At 72.1% G+C, this 16,223-nt stretch carries 14 protein-coding genes and 1 pseudogene; 4 read left to right on the forward strand and 11 right to left on the reverse strand.

What is annotated here, in order from left to right:
- Positions 1-420, reverse strand: a 420-nt coding sequence (locus tag J7E93_RS28595; protein WP_215072892.1) for a PHP domain-containing protein, incomplete at its 3' end; no start/stop codon positions are given.
- A gap of 204 nt (positions 421-624) precedes the next feature.
- On the opposite strand from J7E93_RS28595, the gene J7E93_RS28600 reads away from it, so the two are divergent.
- The gene (locus J7E93_RS28600; RefSeq protein WP_215072893.1) at positions 625-1,680 is read left to right on the forward strand and encodes an ABC transporter permease; all 1,056 of its coding nucleotides are present in this window, start codon (positions 625-627) and stop codon (positions 1,678-1,680) included.
- 157 nt (positions 1,681-1,837) lie between these two features.
- Here J7E93_RS28600 and J7E93_RS28605 read toward each other — a convergent pair whose 3' ends face one another.
- The 4 genes from J7E93_RS28605 to J7E93_RS28620 form a co-directional block, all read right to left on the reverse strand.
- Positions 1,838-2,749 (reverse strand): S1 family peptidase, encoded by a 912-nt coding sequence (locus tag J7E93_RS28605; RefSeq protein WP_215072894.1) that lies wholly within the window; start codon positions 2,747-2,749, stop codon positions 1,838-1,840.
- A gap of 174 nt (positions 2,750-2,923) precedes the next feature.
- Entirely contained in the window at positions 2,924-3,820 is an 897-nt protein-coding gene (locus J7E93_RS28610; RefSeq protein WP_215072895.1) for a S1 family peptidase, read from the reverse strand.
- Between the two features lie 176 nt (positions 3,821-3,996).
- Positions 3,997-4,797 (reverse strand): DUF1684 domain-containing protein, encoded by an 801-nt coding sequence (locus J7E93_RS28615; protein WP_215072896.1) that lies wholly within the window; start codon positions 4,795-4,797, stop codon positions 3,997-3,999.
- A 105-nt stretch (positions 4,798-4,902) separates the two neighbouring features.
- Positions 4,903-6,129: a DUF5685 family protein gene (locus J7E93_RS28620; protein ID WP_215072897.1), complete on the reverse strand. Its 1,227-nt coding sequence runs from the start codon at positions 6,127-6,129 to the stop codon at positions 4,903-4,905.
- 322 nt (positions 6,130-6,451) lie between these two features.
- Between J7E93_RS28620 and J7E93_RS28625 the strand changes: the two genes are divergently transcribed.
- Positions 6,452-6,886 (forward strand): cell division protein SepF, encoded by a 435-nt coding sequence (locus J7E93_RS28625; protein WP_215072898.1) that lies wholly within the window; start codon positions 6,452-6,454, stop codon positions 6,884-6,886.
- A gap of 40 nt (positions 6,887-6,926) precedes the next feature.
- Here the strand turns inward: J7E93_RS28625 and J7E93_RS28630 are convergent, their stop codons facing one another.
- Positions 6,927-8,561, reverse strand: a complete 1,635-nt coding sequence (locus J7E93_RS28630; RefSeq protein WP_215072899.1) for an MFS transporter — start codon at positions 8,559-8,561, stop codon at positions 6,927-6,929.
- Positions 8,562-8,967: 406 nt separating this feature from the next.
- On the opposite strand from J7E93_RS28630, the gene J7E93_RS28635 reads away from it, so the two are divergent.
- Positions 8,968-10,023 (forward strand): phosphatase PAP2 family protein, encoded by a 1,056-nt coding sequence (locus J7E93_RS28635; RefSeq protein ID WP_215072900.1) that lies wholly within the window; start codon positions 8,968-8,970, stop codon positions 10,021-10,023.
- Positions 10,024-10,112: 89 nt separating this feature from the next.
- Here the strand turns inward: J7E93_RS28635 and J7E93_RS28640 are convergent, their stop codons facing one another.
- Entirely contained in the window at positions 10,113-10,331 is a 219-nt protein-coding gene (locus J7E93_RS28640) for a proteinase inhibitor I78 (protein WP_215072901.1), read from the reverse strand.
- Positions 10,332-10,717: 386 nt separating this feature from the next.
- Between J7E93_RS28640 and ctaD the strand changes: the two genes are divergently transcribed.
- Positions 10,718-12,484, forward strand: a complete 1,767-nt coding sequence (gene ctaD / locus J7E93_RS28645; RefSeq protein ID WP_251067226.1) for a cytochrome c oxidase subunit I — start codon at positions 10,718-10,720, stop codon at positions 12,482-12,484.
- Here ctaD and J7E93_RS28650 read toward each other — a convergent pair.
- From J7E93_RS28650 to J7E93_RS28665, 4 genes and pseudogenes are all read right to left on the reverse strand, one after another.
- Positions 12,369-12,989: pseudogene (locus J7E93_RS28650) on the reverse strand (helix-turn-helix transcriptional regulator); the annotation flags it as partial. The gene ctaD and the pseudogene J7E93_RS28650 sit on opposite strands and share 116 nt — an antisense overlap.
- Positions 12,990-13,017: 28 nt before the next feature.
- Entirely contained in the window at positions 13,018-14,289 is a 1,272-nt protein-coding gene (locus tag J7E93_RS28655) for a glycosyltransferase (RefSeq protein WP_215072902.1), read from the reverse strand.
- Positions 14,290-14,357: 68 nt separating this feature from the next.
- On the reverse strand, positions 14,358-15,644 hold the full coding sequence (locus J7E93_RS28660; protein ID WP_215072903.1) for an ABC transporter substrate-binding protein: 1,287 nt from the start codon (positions 15,642-15,644) through the stop codon (positions 14,358-14,360).
- Positions 15,622-16,140 (reverse strand): hypothetical protein, encoded by a 519-nt coding sequence (locus J7E93_RS28665; protein ID WP_215072904.1) that lies wholly within the window; start codon positions 16,138-16,140, stop codon positions 15,622-15,624. Before J7E93_RS28665 ends, J7E93_RS28660 begins: the two co-directional genes overlap by 23 nt.
- Between the last annotated feature and the right edge of the window lie 83 nt (positions 16,141-16,223).

The following is a 16,223-nucleotide window of genomic DNA, read 5'->3' on the forward strand; positions in this document are numbered from 1 at the left end:
CCCGGGCCCCGTCCGCGCGCTCGGGTCCTGCGCGTGGGCGGCGCTGATCATCCGGCAGAGCGCGGCCCAGCCGGCCCGGGAGCGGGCGAGGTAGACGACGCGGGGCGCGGACTCGTCGACGAAGGCGCCACCGCGGACGGGGACGCGGCGCGCGGAGGTCCGGCCCGAACCACCGGGACCGGTCTCGCCGGGGACGGGCCCGGCCGGGTCGATCGCGAGGTCCACGCCGAACAGAGGACGCACTCCCGCCTCGGCGCAGGCCTTCGCGAAGCGGACCACGCCCGCGACCGTGTCCCGGTCGGTGAGGGCGAGGGCGTCCATGCCCCGCTCGGCGGCGCGCTCGGCCAGCCGCTCGGGGTGCGAGGCGCCGTAGCGCAGGGAGAAGCCTGACGCGGTGTGCAGATGCGTGAACCCCGGCATGCGCACCTCCCGCATCGATTCGTACGTACGTTCCCACCCCCCTCTTCTTCACCATAGACCATTTCGAACGCGCGTACGATACGCCGGGCCGCCCTCACCCGGCCGCTCGGCAGAGGCCGTCCCGGGGCGGGGCCGGGATCGCGCCGTCATCCGTTCGGCCCCACCCCACCTGCGCGAACACCCCCGGCCCCGGAGCGTGGGGGCATGAGTCTCGTCGAGGAACTGAAGAGCGCCGTCACTCCCCGAGCAGCCCTGCTCGTCGTCGGTGTGTTCGCCCTCCAGCTGCTGTTCATCGCCTCGTACGTCGGGGCGCTGCACAACCCGAAGCCGAAGGACGTGCCCTTCGGCGTCGTCGCGCCGCAGCAGGTCTCCGCCCAGCTCCTCAGCCGGCTGGAGAGGCTTCCCGGCGAACCCCTCGACCCGCGGACGGTCGCGGACGAGGCGGAGGCGCGGAAGCAGATCATGAACCGGGACATCGACGGCGCCCTGGTGGTGAACCCCGGCGGGACCACCGACACCCTGCTCGTCGCCTCCGGCGGCGGGACGGTGCTCTCCTCCGCCCTGGACACGCTCTTCACCCGGGTCGAGGGCGCCAACCGGCGCACGGTCAGGACCGTCGACATCGCCCCGGCCTCGCGGCAGGACTTCGACGGCCTCTCGGCGTTCTACCTGGTCGTCGGCTGGTGCGTCGGCGGCTACATCTGCGCCGCGATCCTCGCCATCAGCGCGGGCTCCCGGCCCGCGAACCGCGAACGCGCGATCATCCGGCTCGGGGTGCTCGCGCTCTACTCGGTCCTCGGCGGCCTCGGCGGCGCGGTCATCGTCGGCCCGATCCTGGGCGCGCTGCCCGGCAGCGTCGCGGCCCTGTGGGGTCTGGGCGCCCTGGTCGTCTTCGCCGTCGGCGCGGCGACCCTGGCCCTGCAGTCGGTCTTCGGCATCGTGGGCATCGGCCTGGCGATCCTGCTGATCGTGGTCGCGGGCAACCCGAGCGCCGGCGGCGCCTTCCCGCTGCCGATGCTGCCGCCCTTCTGGAACGCGATCGGCCCCGCCCTGCCCCCGGGCGCGGGCACCTGGGCGGCACGCTCGATCGCGTACTTCAAGGGCAACGACGTCACCGGCTCGCTCCTGGTCCTCTCCGTCTGGGCCGTCGTCGGCAGCGTGATCACGCTGGTGATGTCCTCGCTGAAGCGCACGCCCGAGTCCGAACGGATCGCCGGCGAGGTGGGTGAGGTCGGCGGGGCGGGCCGGATCACGCCGTAGCCGGGGCACCCCGTAGCCGCAGCACCCCGTAGCCGGAGCACGTCGTCGACCGCGCGGAAGGCCGCCCCGCGCCACCTCGCGCGGGGCGGCCCGGTCTCGCCGTGGCGAGGGACCTGACGTGGTGCGGATCAGGGCGCCGCGGAGGCGGCGCCTGCGGCTAGTAGACGCTGACCCCGTACGCGCTCAGCGCCTCGGTGACGGGCTGGAAGAACGTCGTACCGCCCGTCGAGCAGTTGCCGCTGCCGCCGGAGGTGAGACCGATCGCGCGGCTGCCGGAGTAGAGCGGGCCGCCGGAGTCGCCGGGCTCGGCGCACACATTGGTGCGGATCATGCCGTAGACGATGTCGCCGCCACCGTAGTTGACCGTGGCGTTGAGACCGGTCACGGAGCCGCTGTGGATTCCGGTGGTGGAGCCGCGGCGCGTCACGGACATGCCGACGGTGGCGTTGGCGGCGCTGGTGATGTCCACGCTGCCGACCGTGCCGGACTTGGTGACGGTGCTGTTGGTGTACCGGACGATGCCGTAGTCGTTGTTCGGGAAGCTGGATCCCGAGGTGGAGCCGAGCACCGTGGTCCGGCCGGAGTTGGAGTACCAGGTGCCCGCGCCGTCGGTGCAGTGTCCGGCGGTCAGGAAGTAGTAGTTGCCCGCGCTGTCACGGACGTTGAAGCCCAGGGAGCAGCGCCAGCTGCTGGCGTAGATGGCGTCGCCACCGGAGATCAGCTTGTTGAACGTGCCGGGGGTCCGCTCGATGCGGATCGCGCCGGCGTTGGCACCGGCCTGACGCTTGATCTTGGCTATCTCGGCCTGCGACACGGTGGAGTCGGCGGTGACGACCAGGGTGTGGGTGGCCTGGTCGACGTGCCAGGCGGTGCCGGCCACGTCGGCGGTCAGGACGGCGTCGCTCGCGGCGGAGAGCTGTGTCGCACTGAACGTCTGGGCGGTGTCGGCGTTCGCGGTGGGGACGGCGAGCGCCGCCGCGGCGACGAGACCGGTGGTGACGGCGAGGAGACGGATCCGTCTCGTGACGCTGCCGCGGGGGGTGGCGGGGGTGGTGCGCGTGATCCTCACTTCTCGTTCCTCCAGAGGGGAATCGGGGGCCCGCAGTGGGGTGTCGGACCCGTGAGGCGCGGCCAGGGGCCGGCGCTGTGGGGGAGTCTCGGGCCGCCCGGGTGAGAGCCGCAAGGGCGCCTTTCGGCCGTACGACGCTCAACTACCGGGCGGCCTCTTGGGTGGGGAGGGGGTTCAGTACAGGCTGACGCGGTACTTGGCCAGGGCCTCGGGCACCGGCTGGTAGAAGGTCGTACCGCCGGTGGAGCAGTTGCCACTGCCGCCGGAGGTGATGCCGAGCGCCTTGGTGCCGTCGTAGAGCGCGCCGCCGGAGTCGCCCGGCTCGGCGCAGACGTTCGTCTGGATCATTCCGCGCACGGTGCCGCCACCGGAGTAGTGCACCGTGGCGTCGAGGCCGGTGACCGTGCCGCTGCGGGTGCCGGTCGTGGAGCCCGAACGCTTGACGGACTCACCGACGTAGGCGTCGGCGGCCGTGAAGCCCCCGGGGTGGCTCAGCTCGGCGTTGTCGTAGCGGACCAGGGCGTAGTCGTTGCCGGGGAAGCTGGACCCGGTGGTGGGGCCGATCAGCGTGGACTGGGCCGAGTTGGCGTACCAGGTCTTGACGACGTTGCCGCAGTGGCCGGCGGTGAGGAAGTAGTACGTGCTGCCGCTGCGGACGTTGAAGCCGAGGGAGCAGCGGTAGCCGCTGCCGTAGATGGCGTCACCGGCGCCGAGCAGGGGCTTGAAGACGCCGGGGGTGCGCTGAACGGTGAGCGCGCCGGCGTCGGCACCCGCGGTCCGCCGGATCTTGGCGATGCCGGCGTCGGAGACGGTGGAGTCGGCGGTGACGACGACCCGGCCGGAGGCCCGGTCGACGTACCAGGCGGTGCCTCCGACGTCGGCCTTGAGCACGGCGGCGTCGGCGCGGGCGAGCTGGGCGGCTCCGGCGGGGCCGGGTGCGGGTGCGGGTGCGGCGTGTGCGCCCGGCAGGCCGAGGGCGGTGACGGCGGCCAGGCCGGCCGCGACGGCGAGCAGTCGGGTGCGCCTGGTTCTGAGCGGTGTCCTCACTGGTCTCCTCACTGATCTCCTCATGGGAAAAGCGGAGGGGCCCGTAGGTGGCGGGCCCGTGAGGCGCCGTCAGGATGATGTGTCCCTGACATGCACCGCCAGTGATAGTGGCCCCCGGATGCCGGACGCACAAGACCGCAGACCGAACGGACACCCGCGGCTCTTCGGCCATGGGCGCCCATGGGGGACGGAGCCCCAGGTCAGCCCTCGACCAGTCGGCGCTCCCCCGCGGGCACCGCGGTGTCGAGGGTGTTCCCCGGCGGGGGGAACGGGCAGATGAAGTGATCCACGAAGGCGCACGGCGGCAGCAGCGCTCGGTTGAAGTCGACCGTCACCGAGCCGTCCGCCGCCGGCGCGGCGGGGCGCAGGAAGCGGAACCGGTAGCTGTCCCGGCCGCTGGTGGAGTCCGCGAAGACCGCCCACAGCGTGCCATCCTCCTCGACCGCGACCTGGAGGGTGTGCTCCACGCCGCGGATCTCGAAGGAGAGCTCGCCGGACAGGCCGAGCCCGCGCTCCTTGCCGTCCGCGTTCTCGACCCGGACGCTGCGGGTCTCCTCGTACCGACGGAAGGTGCCGGGGACCACCCAGCGCTCGTCGTACGGCGTGGCCTCGATGCCCCGGAAGGTGCGGCGGGCCGCCGACTCGGGGTCGAAGTCCCGTACCGCCCACTGCCCTTCGCGGCGCAGCACGACGAGCCGCCGCCCGGCCGACTCGACCCGGGATTCATGGATCGGTGCGTGGTCCGCGGTGAGCCGGACGCTACCGATGAGGGGCTTGCCGTCGACGGTGATCGCGTCCTCGGCGCCCGCCGTCAGGACCACCTCGTCGCCGTCCTCCCGCCACTGCCCGGGAACGGCCGGAATTCGACCCTCCGGGTGGTCCGAGAGCCAGTACGTACCGGTGAGGGAGAGCGGGCCGTACGAGGAGGCGACCGCGGCGACGCGCTGCTCGTGCCAGTGCTGCCAGTCCTGCCGGGCGTCCCGCTGAGGTTCCGTGCTCATGGTGTCCAACCTTTCCATACGGGCCCGGGAAGCCCGAGACGCGACGGGGGCGTCGTGCCGGAGTACTCCGTACGGAAGATCCCGCCCCACCTCCGGACGGGGGACTCAGCAGCTGCAGTCGCACCCGCAGCCGTCGCAGCAGCCCCCCTCGCCGTCCCCGCACCCGCTGCAACAGTTGCTGCAGCAGTCACAGCAGTCACAGCAGTTGCCGATGTCGTGGCAGAGGCCTTCGCGGCGCTCGCGGCTCCACGGATCTTCGTGCCCGCAGCACAGTTGGCACGTGCACGCCAGCCCCATCCAGACCGCGCAGCCTGCTATCAGACCTCGGCGGCGGTCCGGGGGCTCGGGCGGCAGCGGGCCGCCGGGCCCGCCCGGACCCGGCGCGTACGGGTTGCCGGGCACGGGTCCGGGTGCGTACGGGCCGGGTCCGTAGGGCCCCGGCTGGTGCGCGCCCTCCGGCGCCCCGTGGGCGCAGGTCGTCGTGCCGAAGGCGCGGTCCACCGACCGGCGCAGCTCGTGCGCGAGCAGGACGTGCGCCAGCTTGCCGTCGGCGAACTCCGCGTCCCGCAGCGCGAGCCGTATGCCGTGCAGCGCGTCGTCCGCCAGCCTGCGGGCCTCCTCCAGCGAGGTCCCCGTCGCGGTGAGCGGGTTCCAGGCGCCCGCCGCGGCGTCGGCCTCCCGGTCCTCGACGGCGTCCAGCAGGTGCGCCAGGCGGCCGAAGAGCCGGCCCGCCTCGGCCAGCGGCTCCACGTTCCGGGGCCGGCCCGCCAGGACCGCCGTGTGCGCGAAGGCGGCCGCCGTCGCCGTCTCGGTCGGCTCGGTCACCACCAGGAGCGACGTGCCGGGCCCGGCGAGGGCCTCGATCCCGGTCTGCCGGTCGACCGCGTCCACCAGGACGGCCGTGTCGAAGCCGAGCTCCCGTCCCGTACGGGCGCCCGCCCGGTCCCAGGACCTGGCGACCCGGCGGGCCGCGGCGGCGACCGGGCGGCGGGCCAACAGCCCGTCCCCGTCGGCCATGTGATCCCGTACCTTCGCCGAGGCGAGCACCAGGGACACCGTCGCGGCGAGGCGCGCGCCCTCTCCCCGGGCGACGGGCGCGCTCTTCATCTGGCGCAGCGGGCAGGGGCCCGCCGTGCGGCGGGTGCCGGGGACGACCCCGATCTGAGCCTCCGTCAGGACCGAGACGATGAGACCGTCGTAGTTGGTGACCACGCGGGCGAACTGCCCGTGGTCGGCCCGAAGTGCCAGGCAGAGGCCGCAGAGATGGGCCATCCACTCCGTCTTGAGGCCGTCGGTCAGCCGGTGCGTGCAGGGCCTGACAATTCCGAACAATGGAGACTCCCCCGTGAGTCGCGCGCGTGCTGCGGTGATGCGCAGGGCATCGTACCGAGCCCGCCCGTTCACCCGGACGCTCCGGCGGTCACCCTTCTGCCCAGACTTTTATATTTTAAGTTGCGCAATCCCTGGCGACCCCCCGTCAGGCCCCGCATACCGCAAGTTTCCTGACGAATCGCCAGAAACCGGGCCTTACGTTCTGCACCAGTACCGTCACGAAACCCGCGCGCGCCGACTATCCACTTGGCGCGCGATCCGCATCATGGACGACGATAGGGACATGCGGAACCACAAGTGACCGCGTTGAAAGGAGGCGTCCATGGGATCGGTGCGCAAGGCCAGTGCCTGGCTGGGACTCGTCGAGGACAGCGACGAGCGTTACTACGACGACGAGTACGCCGAGGGTGCCGAGAGCGGAGACGCCTGGGTGACGGACCCGCGGGTCCGGGTGGCGTCCCACTCGGCACAGGAGCAGGGCCGCCGGATCGCGACCGTCTCCCCGGACGGCTTCCGCGACGCCCGGGGCATCGGCGAGCTCTTCCGGGACGGCGTCCCGGTCATCGTGAACCTCACCGCCATGGAGCCCTCCGACGCCAAGCGTGTGGTGGACTTCGCCGCCGGCCTCGCCTTCGGCCTGCGCGGATCGATCGAGCGCGTCGCGACGCGGGTCTTCCTGCTCACCCCCGCCGACACGGAGATCATCAGCGGAGAGTCCGCGGGCCGTGCGCAGGACGGTTTCTTCAACCAGAGCTGAGGGCGGGGGCTGAGGTCGGGCTCGGCGCGCCTCGCCGGGCTCAGTGGGCCGTGTGTCCGGAGCCGGCCGGCTCGACCGGCTCGCGCGTGTGGAGCAGACGTACCGGTTCGCGGGCGACGACCAGGTCCTCCGGATCCACCGTGCACTCCATCACGCGTGGCAGTCGCAGCGCCATCAGCGCACCGAGGAGCAGCAGGCCGGCGCTGACGAACAGGGTCAGGTGCAGACCGTCGACGAAGGCGTGCCGGGCCGCGTGGTGGAGCGCCCCGCCCGCCGCGCCGCCCAGCTGGTCGGCCACCTGGTACGCCTCGCCGAGCGAGTTGGCGGCGGCCCGGCTCGCGGCGTCCGGGACGCCGGGGACGGCGGAGAGCCCGGGGGCGTACGCGGCGTTCATCACGCTGCCGAGCAGGGCGATGCCCATGCCCGCGCCGAGCTGGTACGAGGTCTCCCCGATGGCCGCGGCACCGCCCGCGCTCTCCGGCGGGGCCTCGCTGAGCATCGACTCGTACGCGGAGAAGAGAGTGGTCTGCAGCCCGAAGCCGAGCAGCACGAATCCGAGGGTGAGCAGCAGCGGCCGGTCGTACTGGCCCATGAGCACCAGGAGCAGCACGGCGGCGGCGGTGAGCACGAAGCCCCAGCCGACCATCCGGCGGGGGCCTATCCGGCGCAGCGTGTACGAGCCGGTGGCGCCCGCCGCCATGGCGGCGAAGGTGAGCGGCAGCAGCCGGAGCCCGGTCTCCAGCGGGCTGAGGCCGAGGACCAGCTGGAGGTACTGGACGGCGATCAGCTCCAGGCCGACCAGGGCCAGCATGGCGAGGACGATGCAGCCGACGGAGGTGGTGAAGGCGGGCCGGGAGAACAGCCGCATGTCGATCAGCGGGTGCGCCCGGCGCCGCTGCCGACGTACGAAGAGGATCAGCAGCGCCGCCCCGAGCAGCAGCGGAGCTGCGGTCGGCGGTGCCAGCAGGTTCTCACCGGCGCCGAGCCGCTTCACCCCGAGGACCACACCGAGCACGCCGGCCGCGGCCATCAGCGCCCCGAGGACGTCCCAGGGCCCGTCGCCGCTGCCCTTGGACTCGGGGAGCAGCCAGCGGCCGAGCGGCAGGATCAGCGCCATCAGCGGGATGTTGATCAGGAAGACCGAGCCCCACCAGTAGTGCTCGACCAGAAAGCCGCCGAGCACGGGGCCGGTGGCGGCGCCGACCGCGGCGACCGCGGTCCAGATACCGATGGCGGTGGCCCGTTCACGCCGGTCGGGGAAGACGGCCCGCAGGATCGAGAGGGTGGCGGGCATGATCATCGCCCCGCCCACGCCGAGCAGGGCGCGGGCCCCGATCAGCACCTCGGGGACGGTGGCGAGGGCGGCGACCGCGGAGGCGACGCCGAACAGGGCGTATCCGAGGAGCAGGACCCTGCGCCGTCCGATCCGGTCGCCGAGAGTGCCGAAGAGGATCAGCAGCGAGGCGCAGATCAGCGGGTAGGCGTCGACGATCCACAGCAGCGCGGTGGAGCTGGGGCGCAGATCCTCGGTGAGGGAGGGCACGGCGACATGGAGCACGGTCGCGTCCAGCGCGACCAGCAGGAGGCTGACGCAGAGGACGACGAGGACGACCCAGCGGTTGGCGCCGCCGGCGGCGGCGCGGAGCCGTGCCCCGGCCGTGATCGTCCGCTGCATGTACGTACCTCCCAGTGAAGCCCTCGCGCTCGGCGGGCACCGGCCGGGGGTCGCGCCCTCGGGGCGGCCCTGCATCGACGGGCGAGTGAGCCGTCAGCGTACGCGAGTTCAAGGCTCGAGCGCGTGGTGCAGCTCTCACCCCGGCGGGAGGCGGAGTGTGGCGTACGCCACTCCGTGCGCTCCGCGCGTCGCGTGGAATTCCACCCGGACAACCGTTTGAAGCATTTCCCCGGCATGCAAACAGACTTCCGGAAAGTCACCCGCCGGCAATAGGGCGGAAGGTCATCGGATTCTCCGACAGACGCCATGAATAACACCGGGACTGAGACCTACTCCACATCACATCGTCATCACGAAGAGACCGGATCGACCTGGGTCGCTACTCACTCCCTGTAACGTCGATTGGGTGCGTACCGACATCTTTGCCCGGCTGGACCGGGAGCCGGAACCGCCGAAGATAGAGGTCCCGCGGATGACCCGCACGCGTCTCGCCCTCTTCGGCGGGACGCTGGCGTTCTACCTCGCCATCGTCGTGGCCGTGCTGCTCTCGACCGGGCTGGTGACCCTCGACTGGAAGATCATGCTCTTCCGGCCCTATCAGCAGTGGCCGGAGCTGCACGCCTTCCTCGACTACTACGTCGTCCTCGGCCAGCGCGGCCCGACGGCCGTGATGGTGGCGGCCTGGCTGGGCTGGCGCTCCTGGCGCCAGCACACCATCCGGCCGCTGCTCACCCTCGGCGCCGCGCTGCTGCTCCTCAACGCCACCGTCGGCGCGGTCAAGATCGGACTCGGCCGTCTCGGTCCCCACTACGCGACGCAGATCGGCTCCGCCGAGCTCTTCGCGGGCGGCGATATATTTCCGTCCGGACACACCGCCAACGCGGTCGTGACCTGGGGAATCCTGGCCTATCTGGCGACCACCCCGAGGGCCCGGCGCTATCTGTCGGCCCTGTCGGCGGTGGTCGCGCTCGGCGTCGGCCTCACCACCGTCTACCTCGGTACGCACTGGCTGAGCGATGTGCTGCTCGGCTGGGCCGCAGGGCTGCTGATCCTGCTCGCGCTGCCCTGGTGCGAGCCGCCGATCGCCCGTGCGGAGGCGGCGATCCTCAGCCTGCGCGACCGGCTGCGCGAGCAGCTGCGGGCCCGCCGCCGGCTGGTGCCCTCGCTGCCCGTCGCGACCGGTGGTCCGCGCCCGGCGCTGTTCCCGCAGCAACCGGTGGCGGCCGAGGAGCCGGTACGGGAGACCGTCGGCGCCGGCAGCGGCCGGACCGCTTCCGTACGGACCGAGAGCCGGCCGGGTTCGGAGGGCCGGCTGGCCGCGCCGCTCACCGCTCCCCGGGCGCACTCGACGCACGCCGGGCACACGGGGCACTCTACGCACGCCGTGCGCTCGGAACGGACCCCGGTCACTCCGGCCGGCAGTCGCCGCCCGCCGCACTCGCGGCCGCTCACGGGCGGCTGAGCACACCCCGTCACGACCCCACGAGGAAGGGCCCCGGCCGTACAGCCGGGGCCCTTCCTCGTCTCTGGTCGCCCCTGTCCGGACAGCCCTTAGCCGAGCCAGCAGCGGGTGACGGTGCCGTCCTTCACCTCGAAGTTGATGCGCCCCTCCAGGTACTCCATCGTGATGATCGAGCCGGGGGGCAGGGACCGCACCACGCTCCAGCCGCGGTCCCTGGCCAGTTGCTCGGCGCGCCCCGAGGGGAGACCCACATACGACTCCGGAGGGGCGCCTTCGGGCGGTACGGAAGAGCTCGGCATCGGTGTCATGGGGTTCACGTTAGGCGGCCCCGGACGGTGACGGAAGCGGAGAGCGGAGAGATCTCCCAGCAAGCCCATGTACCTCACCGGTCACGCTTGTGTCACAGCTTCTCGACATATGTTTGACACCGGGACCGTCACCCGTAAGGGCAGTTTCCGGCCGAATCTCCAGCAATTCCAGGCGCCTTCCGGCAGTTCCGACAAGGCCCTTCCAAATTCCGTCGCACGTACCGGCCAGGGGAATTGGCGGGCGTGACGCGCCCGCCCGGTATTCACCATTCCCCCGCACGACGCACACATACTCGGCCGACCGGCCCAGCCCTCGGTACGCCTGCCCCTCTTCCGGCCCCGAGGCACGCATCATGTCCGGACGATCGGACCACCGGAGGGCAGCGATGGGCACCGAGACCGCGAGCGCGGCCGTCGAATCAGCGCCCCAACGGCATGGGCGGGTCCTGATCGACTGGCTCACCACCACCGACCACAAGAAGATCGGCCACCTCTATCTGGCGACCTCGTTCGTCTTCTTCCTGGCCGCCGGGCTGATGGCGATGGTGATGCGGGCCGAGCTCGCCCGCCCCGGACTCCAGCTGGTCGACAACCAGCAGTTCAACCAGGCGTTCACCCTGCACGGCACGATCATGCTGCTGCTCTTCGCGACGCCGACCTTCGCCGGCTTCGCCAACGAGCTCGTGCCCCTCCAGATCGGCTCCCCCGACGTCGCCTTCCCGCGGCTGAACATGCTCTCGTACTGGCTGTTCCTCTTCGGCGGCCTGATGGTCCTCGGCTCCCTGCTGGTGCCCACCGGCCCGGCCGCCTTCGGCTGGACCGGCTACGCCCCGCTCAACAGCCTGGAGCGCTCCCCCGGCATCGGCCCCGACCTGTGGATCATGGGCCTGGCGCTCTCCGGCTTCGGCACCATCCTCACCTCGGTGAACTTCCTGGCGACCGTCGTCGGGATGCGGGCGCCGGGCATGACCATGTTCCGGATGCCGATCTTCACCTGGAACGTCCTGTTCACCGCGATCCTGGTCCTCATGGCCTTTCCGGTCCTGGCCGCCGCGCTGCTGGTCCTGGAGGCGGACCGGCGGTTCGGCTCGATGGTCTTCCAGCCCGAGAACGGCGGGGTGCTGCTGTGGCAGCACCTCTTCTGGTTCTTCGGCCATCCCGAGGTCTACATCATCGCCCTGCCGTTCTTCGGCATCGTCAGCGAGATCCTGCCGGTCTTCGCCCGCAAGCCGCTCTTCGGATACACGACGCTCATCGCCGCCACGATGGCCATCACCGGCCTCTCGGTGGTGGTGTGGGCCCACCACATGTTCGTCACCGGCGCGGTGCTGCTGCCCTTCTTCTCGATGCTGTCGTTCCTCATCGCCGTGCCGACGGGCGTGAAGTTCTTCAACTGGACCGGCACGATGCTCAAGGGCTCGCTCTCCTTCGAGACCCCGATGCTGTGGGCGGTCGGCTTCCTGGTGTCGTTCCTCTTCGGCGGGCTGACCGGGGTCGTCCTGGCCTCGCCGCCGATGGACTTCCACGTCACCGACTCGTACTTCGTCGTGGCCCACTTCCACTACACGGTCTTCGGCACGGTCGTCTTCGCGACCTTCGCCGGCTTCTACTTCTGGTGGCCCAAGTTCACCGGCAGGATGCTCGACGAACGCCTCGGCAAGATCCACTTCTGGACGCTCTTCGTGGGCTTCCACACCACCTTCCTGGTCCAGCACTGGCTCGGCGCGGAGGGCATGCCCCGCCGGTACGCCGACTACCTGGACGCCGACGGCTTCACCGCCCTGAACACCGTCTCGACGATCGGGGCGCTCCTGCTCGGCGCCTCCACGCTGCCGTTCCTCTACAACGTCTGGCGGACCGCGAGGTACGGAGCGAAGGTCGAGGTCGACGACCCGTGGGGGTTCGGGCGGTCCCTGGAGTGGGCGACGTCCTGCCCGCCGCCCCGCCACAACTTCGTCGCCGTCCCGCGGATCCGCTCCGAGGCGCCGGCCTTCGACCTGCACCACCCGGAGTTCGCGGCCCTGGAGCAGGCCCGGTTCAATCGCCTCGGCGCACCCGGGTCCGGTCCCCGGACCGGCCCGGGGGACGCTCGCCCGACGGATCCCCAGGCCGGCCCCCGGGCGGGCGAGGAGCACGGTCCAGAGCGCGGGTGATCCGGTCCCTGATCGCCCGCATCCGCCCGTCCAGCGGCTCCGGCTCGACCACCTCGAACTCGAAGCCTGTCATCACCACGTGGATGATCAGGTGGTCGAGGCTGCCGGCGCCCGTACGCAGCAGGCAGGCCCCGTCCCCGTCCGCCTCCAGGACGCCGTCCATGGGTCCGACGACCTGCGCTGCCTCGGCCAGCGGGACGTGGAGCCGGACCGTCGCCTCCGCCGCGTAGGCCGAGGTCGAGACGCCCTGGGAGACGAAGGCGGCCAGGTCCTGGGCGGGCGGTTCACGGGGCGGGAACCGGGGACCGTGGGGCGGCCTGGGATCGATCCGGTCGGCCCGGAACGTTCGCCAGTCGGAGCGGTCCAGGTCCCAGGCGACCAGGTACCAGCGGCGCTCGGTGCAGACCAGACGGTGCGGCTCGACGGTGCGCCGCGTGGCGGCGCCGCCGTGGTCGCGGTACTCGAAGCGGAGCCGCTCGCTGTCCCGGCAGGCGTTCGCGAGCTCAGGGTCAGAGCCGGGGCCGGGGTCGGGGTCAGCGGAAGCGGCGCACCAGCACCCCGATCCGGCGCTTCAGTTCGTAGCCGGCGTCGATGGCGGAGCCCACGGCGCGGTGGACGGCCTCGGCCGCGCGCCCGTGGCTGCGTCCGCCCGGGCCGCGGGCGACGAGCTCGGCCCAGATCTCCTCGTGACGGGCGGCGATGCGGACCGGGTCGAAGCGTTCGGACGCCATGAGCGCCGCCCGCGCGGTCTTCGCCCGCAGCTCGTCGTCCTCGATGAGTTCGAGCAGGGCCCGGGCGACCGCGGAGACGTCGTCGACCGGGACGAGCCGGCCGTCGACCCCGTCCTCGATGATCTCGCGGGGGCCGTGGCAGTCGGTGGACACGACCGGGAGGCCGCACCGCATGGCCTCGACGATGGTCATGCCGAAGGACTCGCGCAGCGAGGTGACGGCGGCGATCGAGCCCTTCACCCACTCCGGCTCCATCGGGTTGGCCCACCCCATGAGGAAGACGTTCTCCTCCAGGCCGCGTTCCTCGATGCGCCGGACGAGCGCGGGGCGCATGTCGTCGACGGCGTCTCCGGTGCCGTAGATCCGCAGGCGCCAGTCGGGGCGGACGGCGACCACCTCGGCGAAGGCGTCGATCAGCACGTCGTACCGCTTGACCCGGGTCAGCCGGCCCGCCGCGACGACGGTCTTCGCCGCCGGGTCGGCGGGCCCGACGCTCGGCGCGGGCACGCTGTTGGGGACCGCGTCGATCCGTACGCCGGGGATGCCGAGCTCCCGGTAGGCGCGGGCGTCGGACTCGGTGACGGTCGTGACGGCGTCCAGGAGCGCGTACTGGTGGCGGATCTCGCGGCGCAGCCGGTACCTGTGACCGGCCAGGACGAGATGTTCCTGGCCGACGAGGACCGGGCCCCGCCGGGCCTGCTTCGCCAGGTGGACGTTGAGCCCGGGGCGGGTGGCGACCACCACGTCGGCCGTGACGGCGGCCAGATGCTCGCCGATCCGGGCGTCGGTCAGAGCGCTGTACTGCTTCCAGCGGCCGTCGCCGCGCGGGAAGACCCGGGCGGGGCGGACGTGGTCGGGGTGGTCGCCGTCGTAGCCGGGGCTGTTCTTCCGCAGGTCGACGAGGTGTCGCAGGGTCACACCGGTGGGGGTGCCGAGGATCGGCTCGTCCCGGTGCCGGAAGACGGAGACGATCTCCACCTCGTGACGCTCCGCCAGCACCTGGGCCAGCGTGAACGTCGTCCGGATGGTTCCGCCGATGTGGTAGGCGTTGTGGAGCAGAAAGGAGATGCGCATCGGGTTGCCGGTTCCCCCCGGTGATGTGGTCGGTCGGGCCGACTGTACTGCCCGCCGGGCGTCCCCGTTCACGGCCGGTAGCCGAGCTGGGGGACGGTGGCGCAGTTCGTGTTCATGTCTCCCTGCGTGACCCAGCCCCGTCCGTCCTGCCAACGGGCCACGGAGAGACAGGTGTGACGGGTCTTCGGCGGCTCGGCGGCCTTCTCGAAACGGACGGGCAGCAGCAAGCCCCGGGCGGTGTAGGGCTCCTGGCGGTTGACGAACTCCTCGACGCAGCCACGGGTGAGCCGGTCCCCGCAGGACCGCGCCGCATCCGTGAACCACATGGCCGCCGCCCAGCCCTCCAGCTGCCACTGGGAGAGCGGCCGGTCGCCCATCGCCGCCCTGAACTCCCGTACCGCCGGGTGTCCGGTGTCCTCGTAGTTCCGGCTGGAGCCGGTCACGTGCAGGGCGGCGCGGCAGGCGGGGGACTTCGCGTAGTCGCGGGGCACGGAGGAGGACCAGTTCTGCACGTTGGTCACCTTGGCGGTCACGTGGACGCCCAGCGCGTCCATCGCCTCGCAGAGCCGGGCGTTGCCGTGGGTGTCCAGGGCGTCGAAGACGAGATCGGCGCCCTGGGCCCGCAGGTCGGCGGCGACGGCGCGGAAGTTGGGCAGGGCGAAGTCGACCTGCTCGTCGACGACCCGGTATCCCTCGGCCCGCAGCCCTTGGGTGATCAGCCGGGCGTAGGAGGTCGAGGCCGCCTGGTTGTAGGCGACGACCGCGGCGGTACGGGCCCCGTACTCGTGCTTGAACCAGCGGTAGACCTCGGTGCCGCCGTACAGGACGCCGCCCCAGCCGGGCTCCGTGCCGGTGCGCGGGGCCGAACTGCCGTAGATCCCGTACAGGTGCGGATAGGTGTCGTACGCCGGGGTGAGCGGCTGGCCGCCGATGTCGGGGACGCCGGCCCGGGCGACCCGCGGGGCGCCGGCGTAGTCGAGTGCGGTGGTGGCGACCAGGGCGAACACCTTCCGCTCGTCGAGCAGCCGGTGCACGCACGCGTTGTTGCCGACGCCGCTGCCGCCGTCGTCGCAGGTGATGACCTCGACCCGGCGTCCGTTCAGTCCGCCGCGCGCGTTGAGGGCGTCGAACCAGGCGCGGGCGCCGTCGCGCGGGCCGGTGAACGCGTCGCCGCCGACGGGGCTGGTGGCGCTGGTGATGATGCCGACGCGGAGCGGCTCACCGCCGGAGGGGTGGGCGTTGGGCCGCGCGTCGAACGCCTGCTCCGGGAGCCTGCTGCCGCACGCCGTGGTCAGCGCGAGCAGCGCGGAGAGGAGCAGCGCCGCACCCGCCTCAGCAGCCCGGAACGGACGCACCGCTGAGCTGCACCAGGCCGCAGAGGGTCTTCACGGACACCTTCCAGGTGTCCGCCTGGAGGACGGACGTGCCCTTGGAGTCGGGCAGGGCCGGGGCCCCGCCGACCAGCAGGTCGTAGGTCACGTTCGCGTCGTTCGGCGAGGTGAACTCGACCCCCTTGACCTTCGCCGAGGTCATGGCCGCGTTCTTGTCGCCGGCGAAGGCGGCGAGGACGGGCCGCATCCGCTCGCCGTTCTCCAGCAGCTCGACCTTCTCGTCCGTCGGGGTCTTCGGGTCGAAGAAGGCCGTCCAGTTCTTGATGATCTCCGCCTCGGCCGCGTCCGGGTCGAGCGGCCGGTCCGTGACGGCGGGCATCGTCCCTGGGGGTACGTCGACGTCGTCGCCGCCGTCGCCGCAGGCCGCGAGGGCCGGTCCGAGCACCAGGGCGGCGGCCGCCACCAGCGCCGCGAGACGGGAGCTTCCACCATGTCGTTCGAGAACCATCTGGCTCACCACCGGGTGTCCCTGGAGGCCGCGCGGCCTGATGATTACCGGGCGGCCCGATGATTCCAGGGTGTGCCGGTCGGGGGCACAGCGCA

The sequence above is a fragment of the Streptomyces sp. ISL-36 genome, from assembly GCF_018614205.1.
Taxonomy (GTDB): Bacteria; Actinomycetota; Actinomycetes; order Streptomycetales; family Streptomycetaceae; genus Streptomyces.

Excerpts from the sequence above, each read along its gene's own strand:
- J7E93_RS28610 (WP_215072895.1), bottom strand. The coding sequence starts at position 3,820 with ATGAGGAGATCAGTGAGGAGACCAGTGAGGACACCGCTCAGAACCAGG.
- J7E93_RS28600 (WP_215072893.1), top strand. The coding sequence starts at position 625 with ATGAGTCTCGTCGAGGAACTGAAGAGCGCCGTCACTCCCCGAGCAGCC.
- J7E93_RS28615 (WP_215072896.1), bottom strand. The coding sequence starts at position 4,797 with ATGAGCACGGAACCTCAGCGGGACGCCCGGCAGGACTGGCAGCACTGG.
- J7E93_RS28630 (WP_215072899.1), bottom strand. The coding sequence starts at position 8,561 with ATGCAGCGGACGATCACGGCCGGGGCACGGCTCCGCGCCGCCGCCGGC.
- J7E93_RS28655 (WP_215072902.1), bottom strand. The coding sequence starts at position 14,289 with ATGCGCATCTCCTTTCTGCTCCACAACGCCTACCACATCGGCGGAACC.
- J7E93_RS28640 (WP_215072901.1), bottom strand. The coding sequence starts at position 10,331 with ATGACACCGATGCCGAGCTCTTCCGTACCGCCCGAAGGCGCCCCTCCG.
- J7E93_RS28625 (WP_215072898.1), top strand. The coding sequence starts at position 6,452 with ATGGGATCGGTGCGCAAGGCCAGTGCCTGGCTGGGACTCGTCGAGGAC.
- ctaD (WP_251067226.1), top strand. The coding sequence starts at position 10,718 with ATGGGCACCGAGACCGCGAGCGCGGCCGTCGAATCAGCGCCCCAACGG.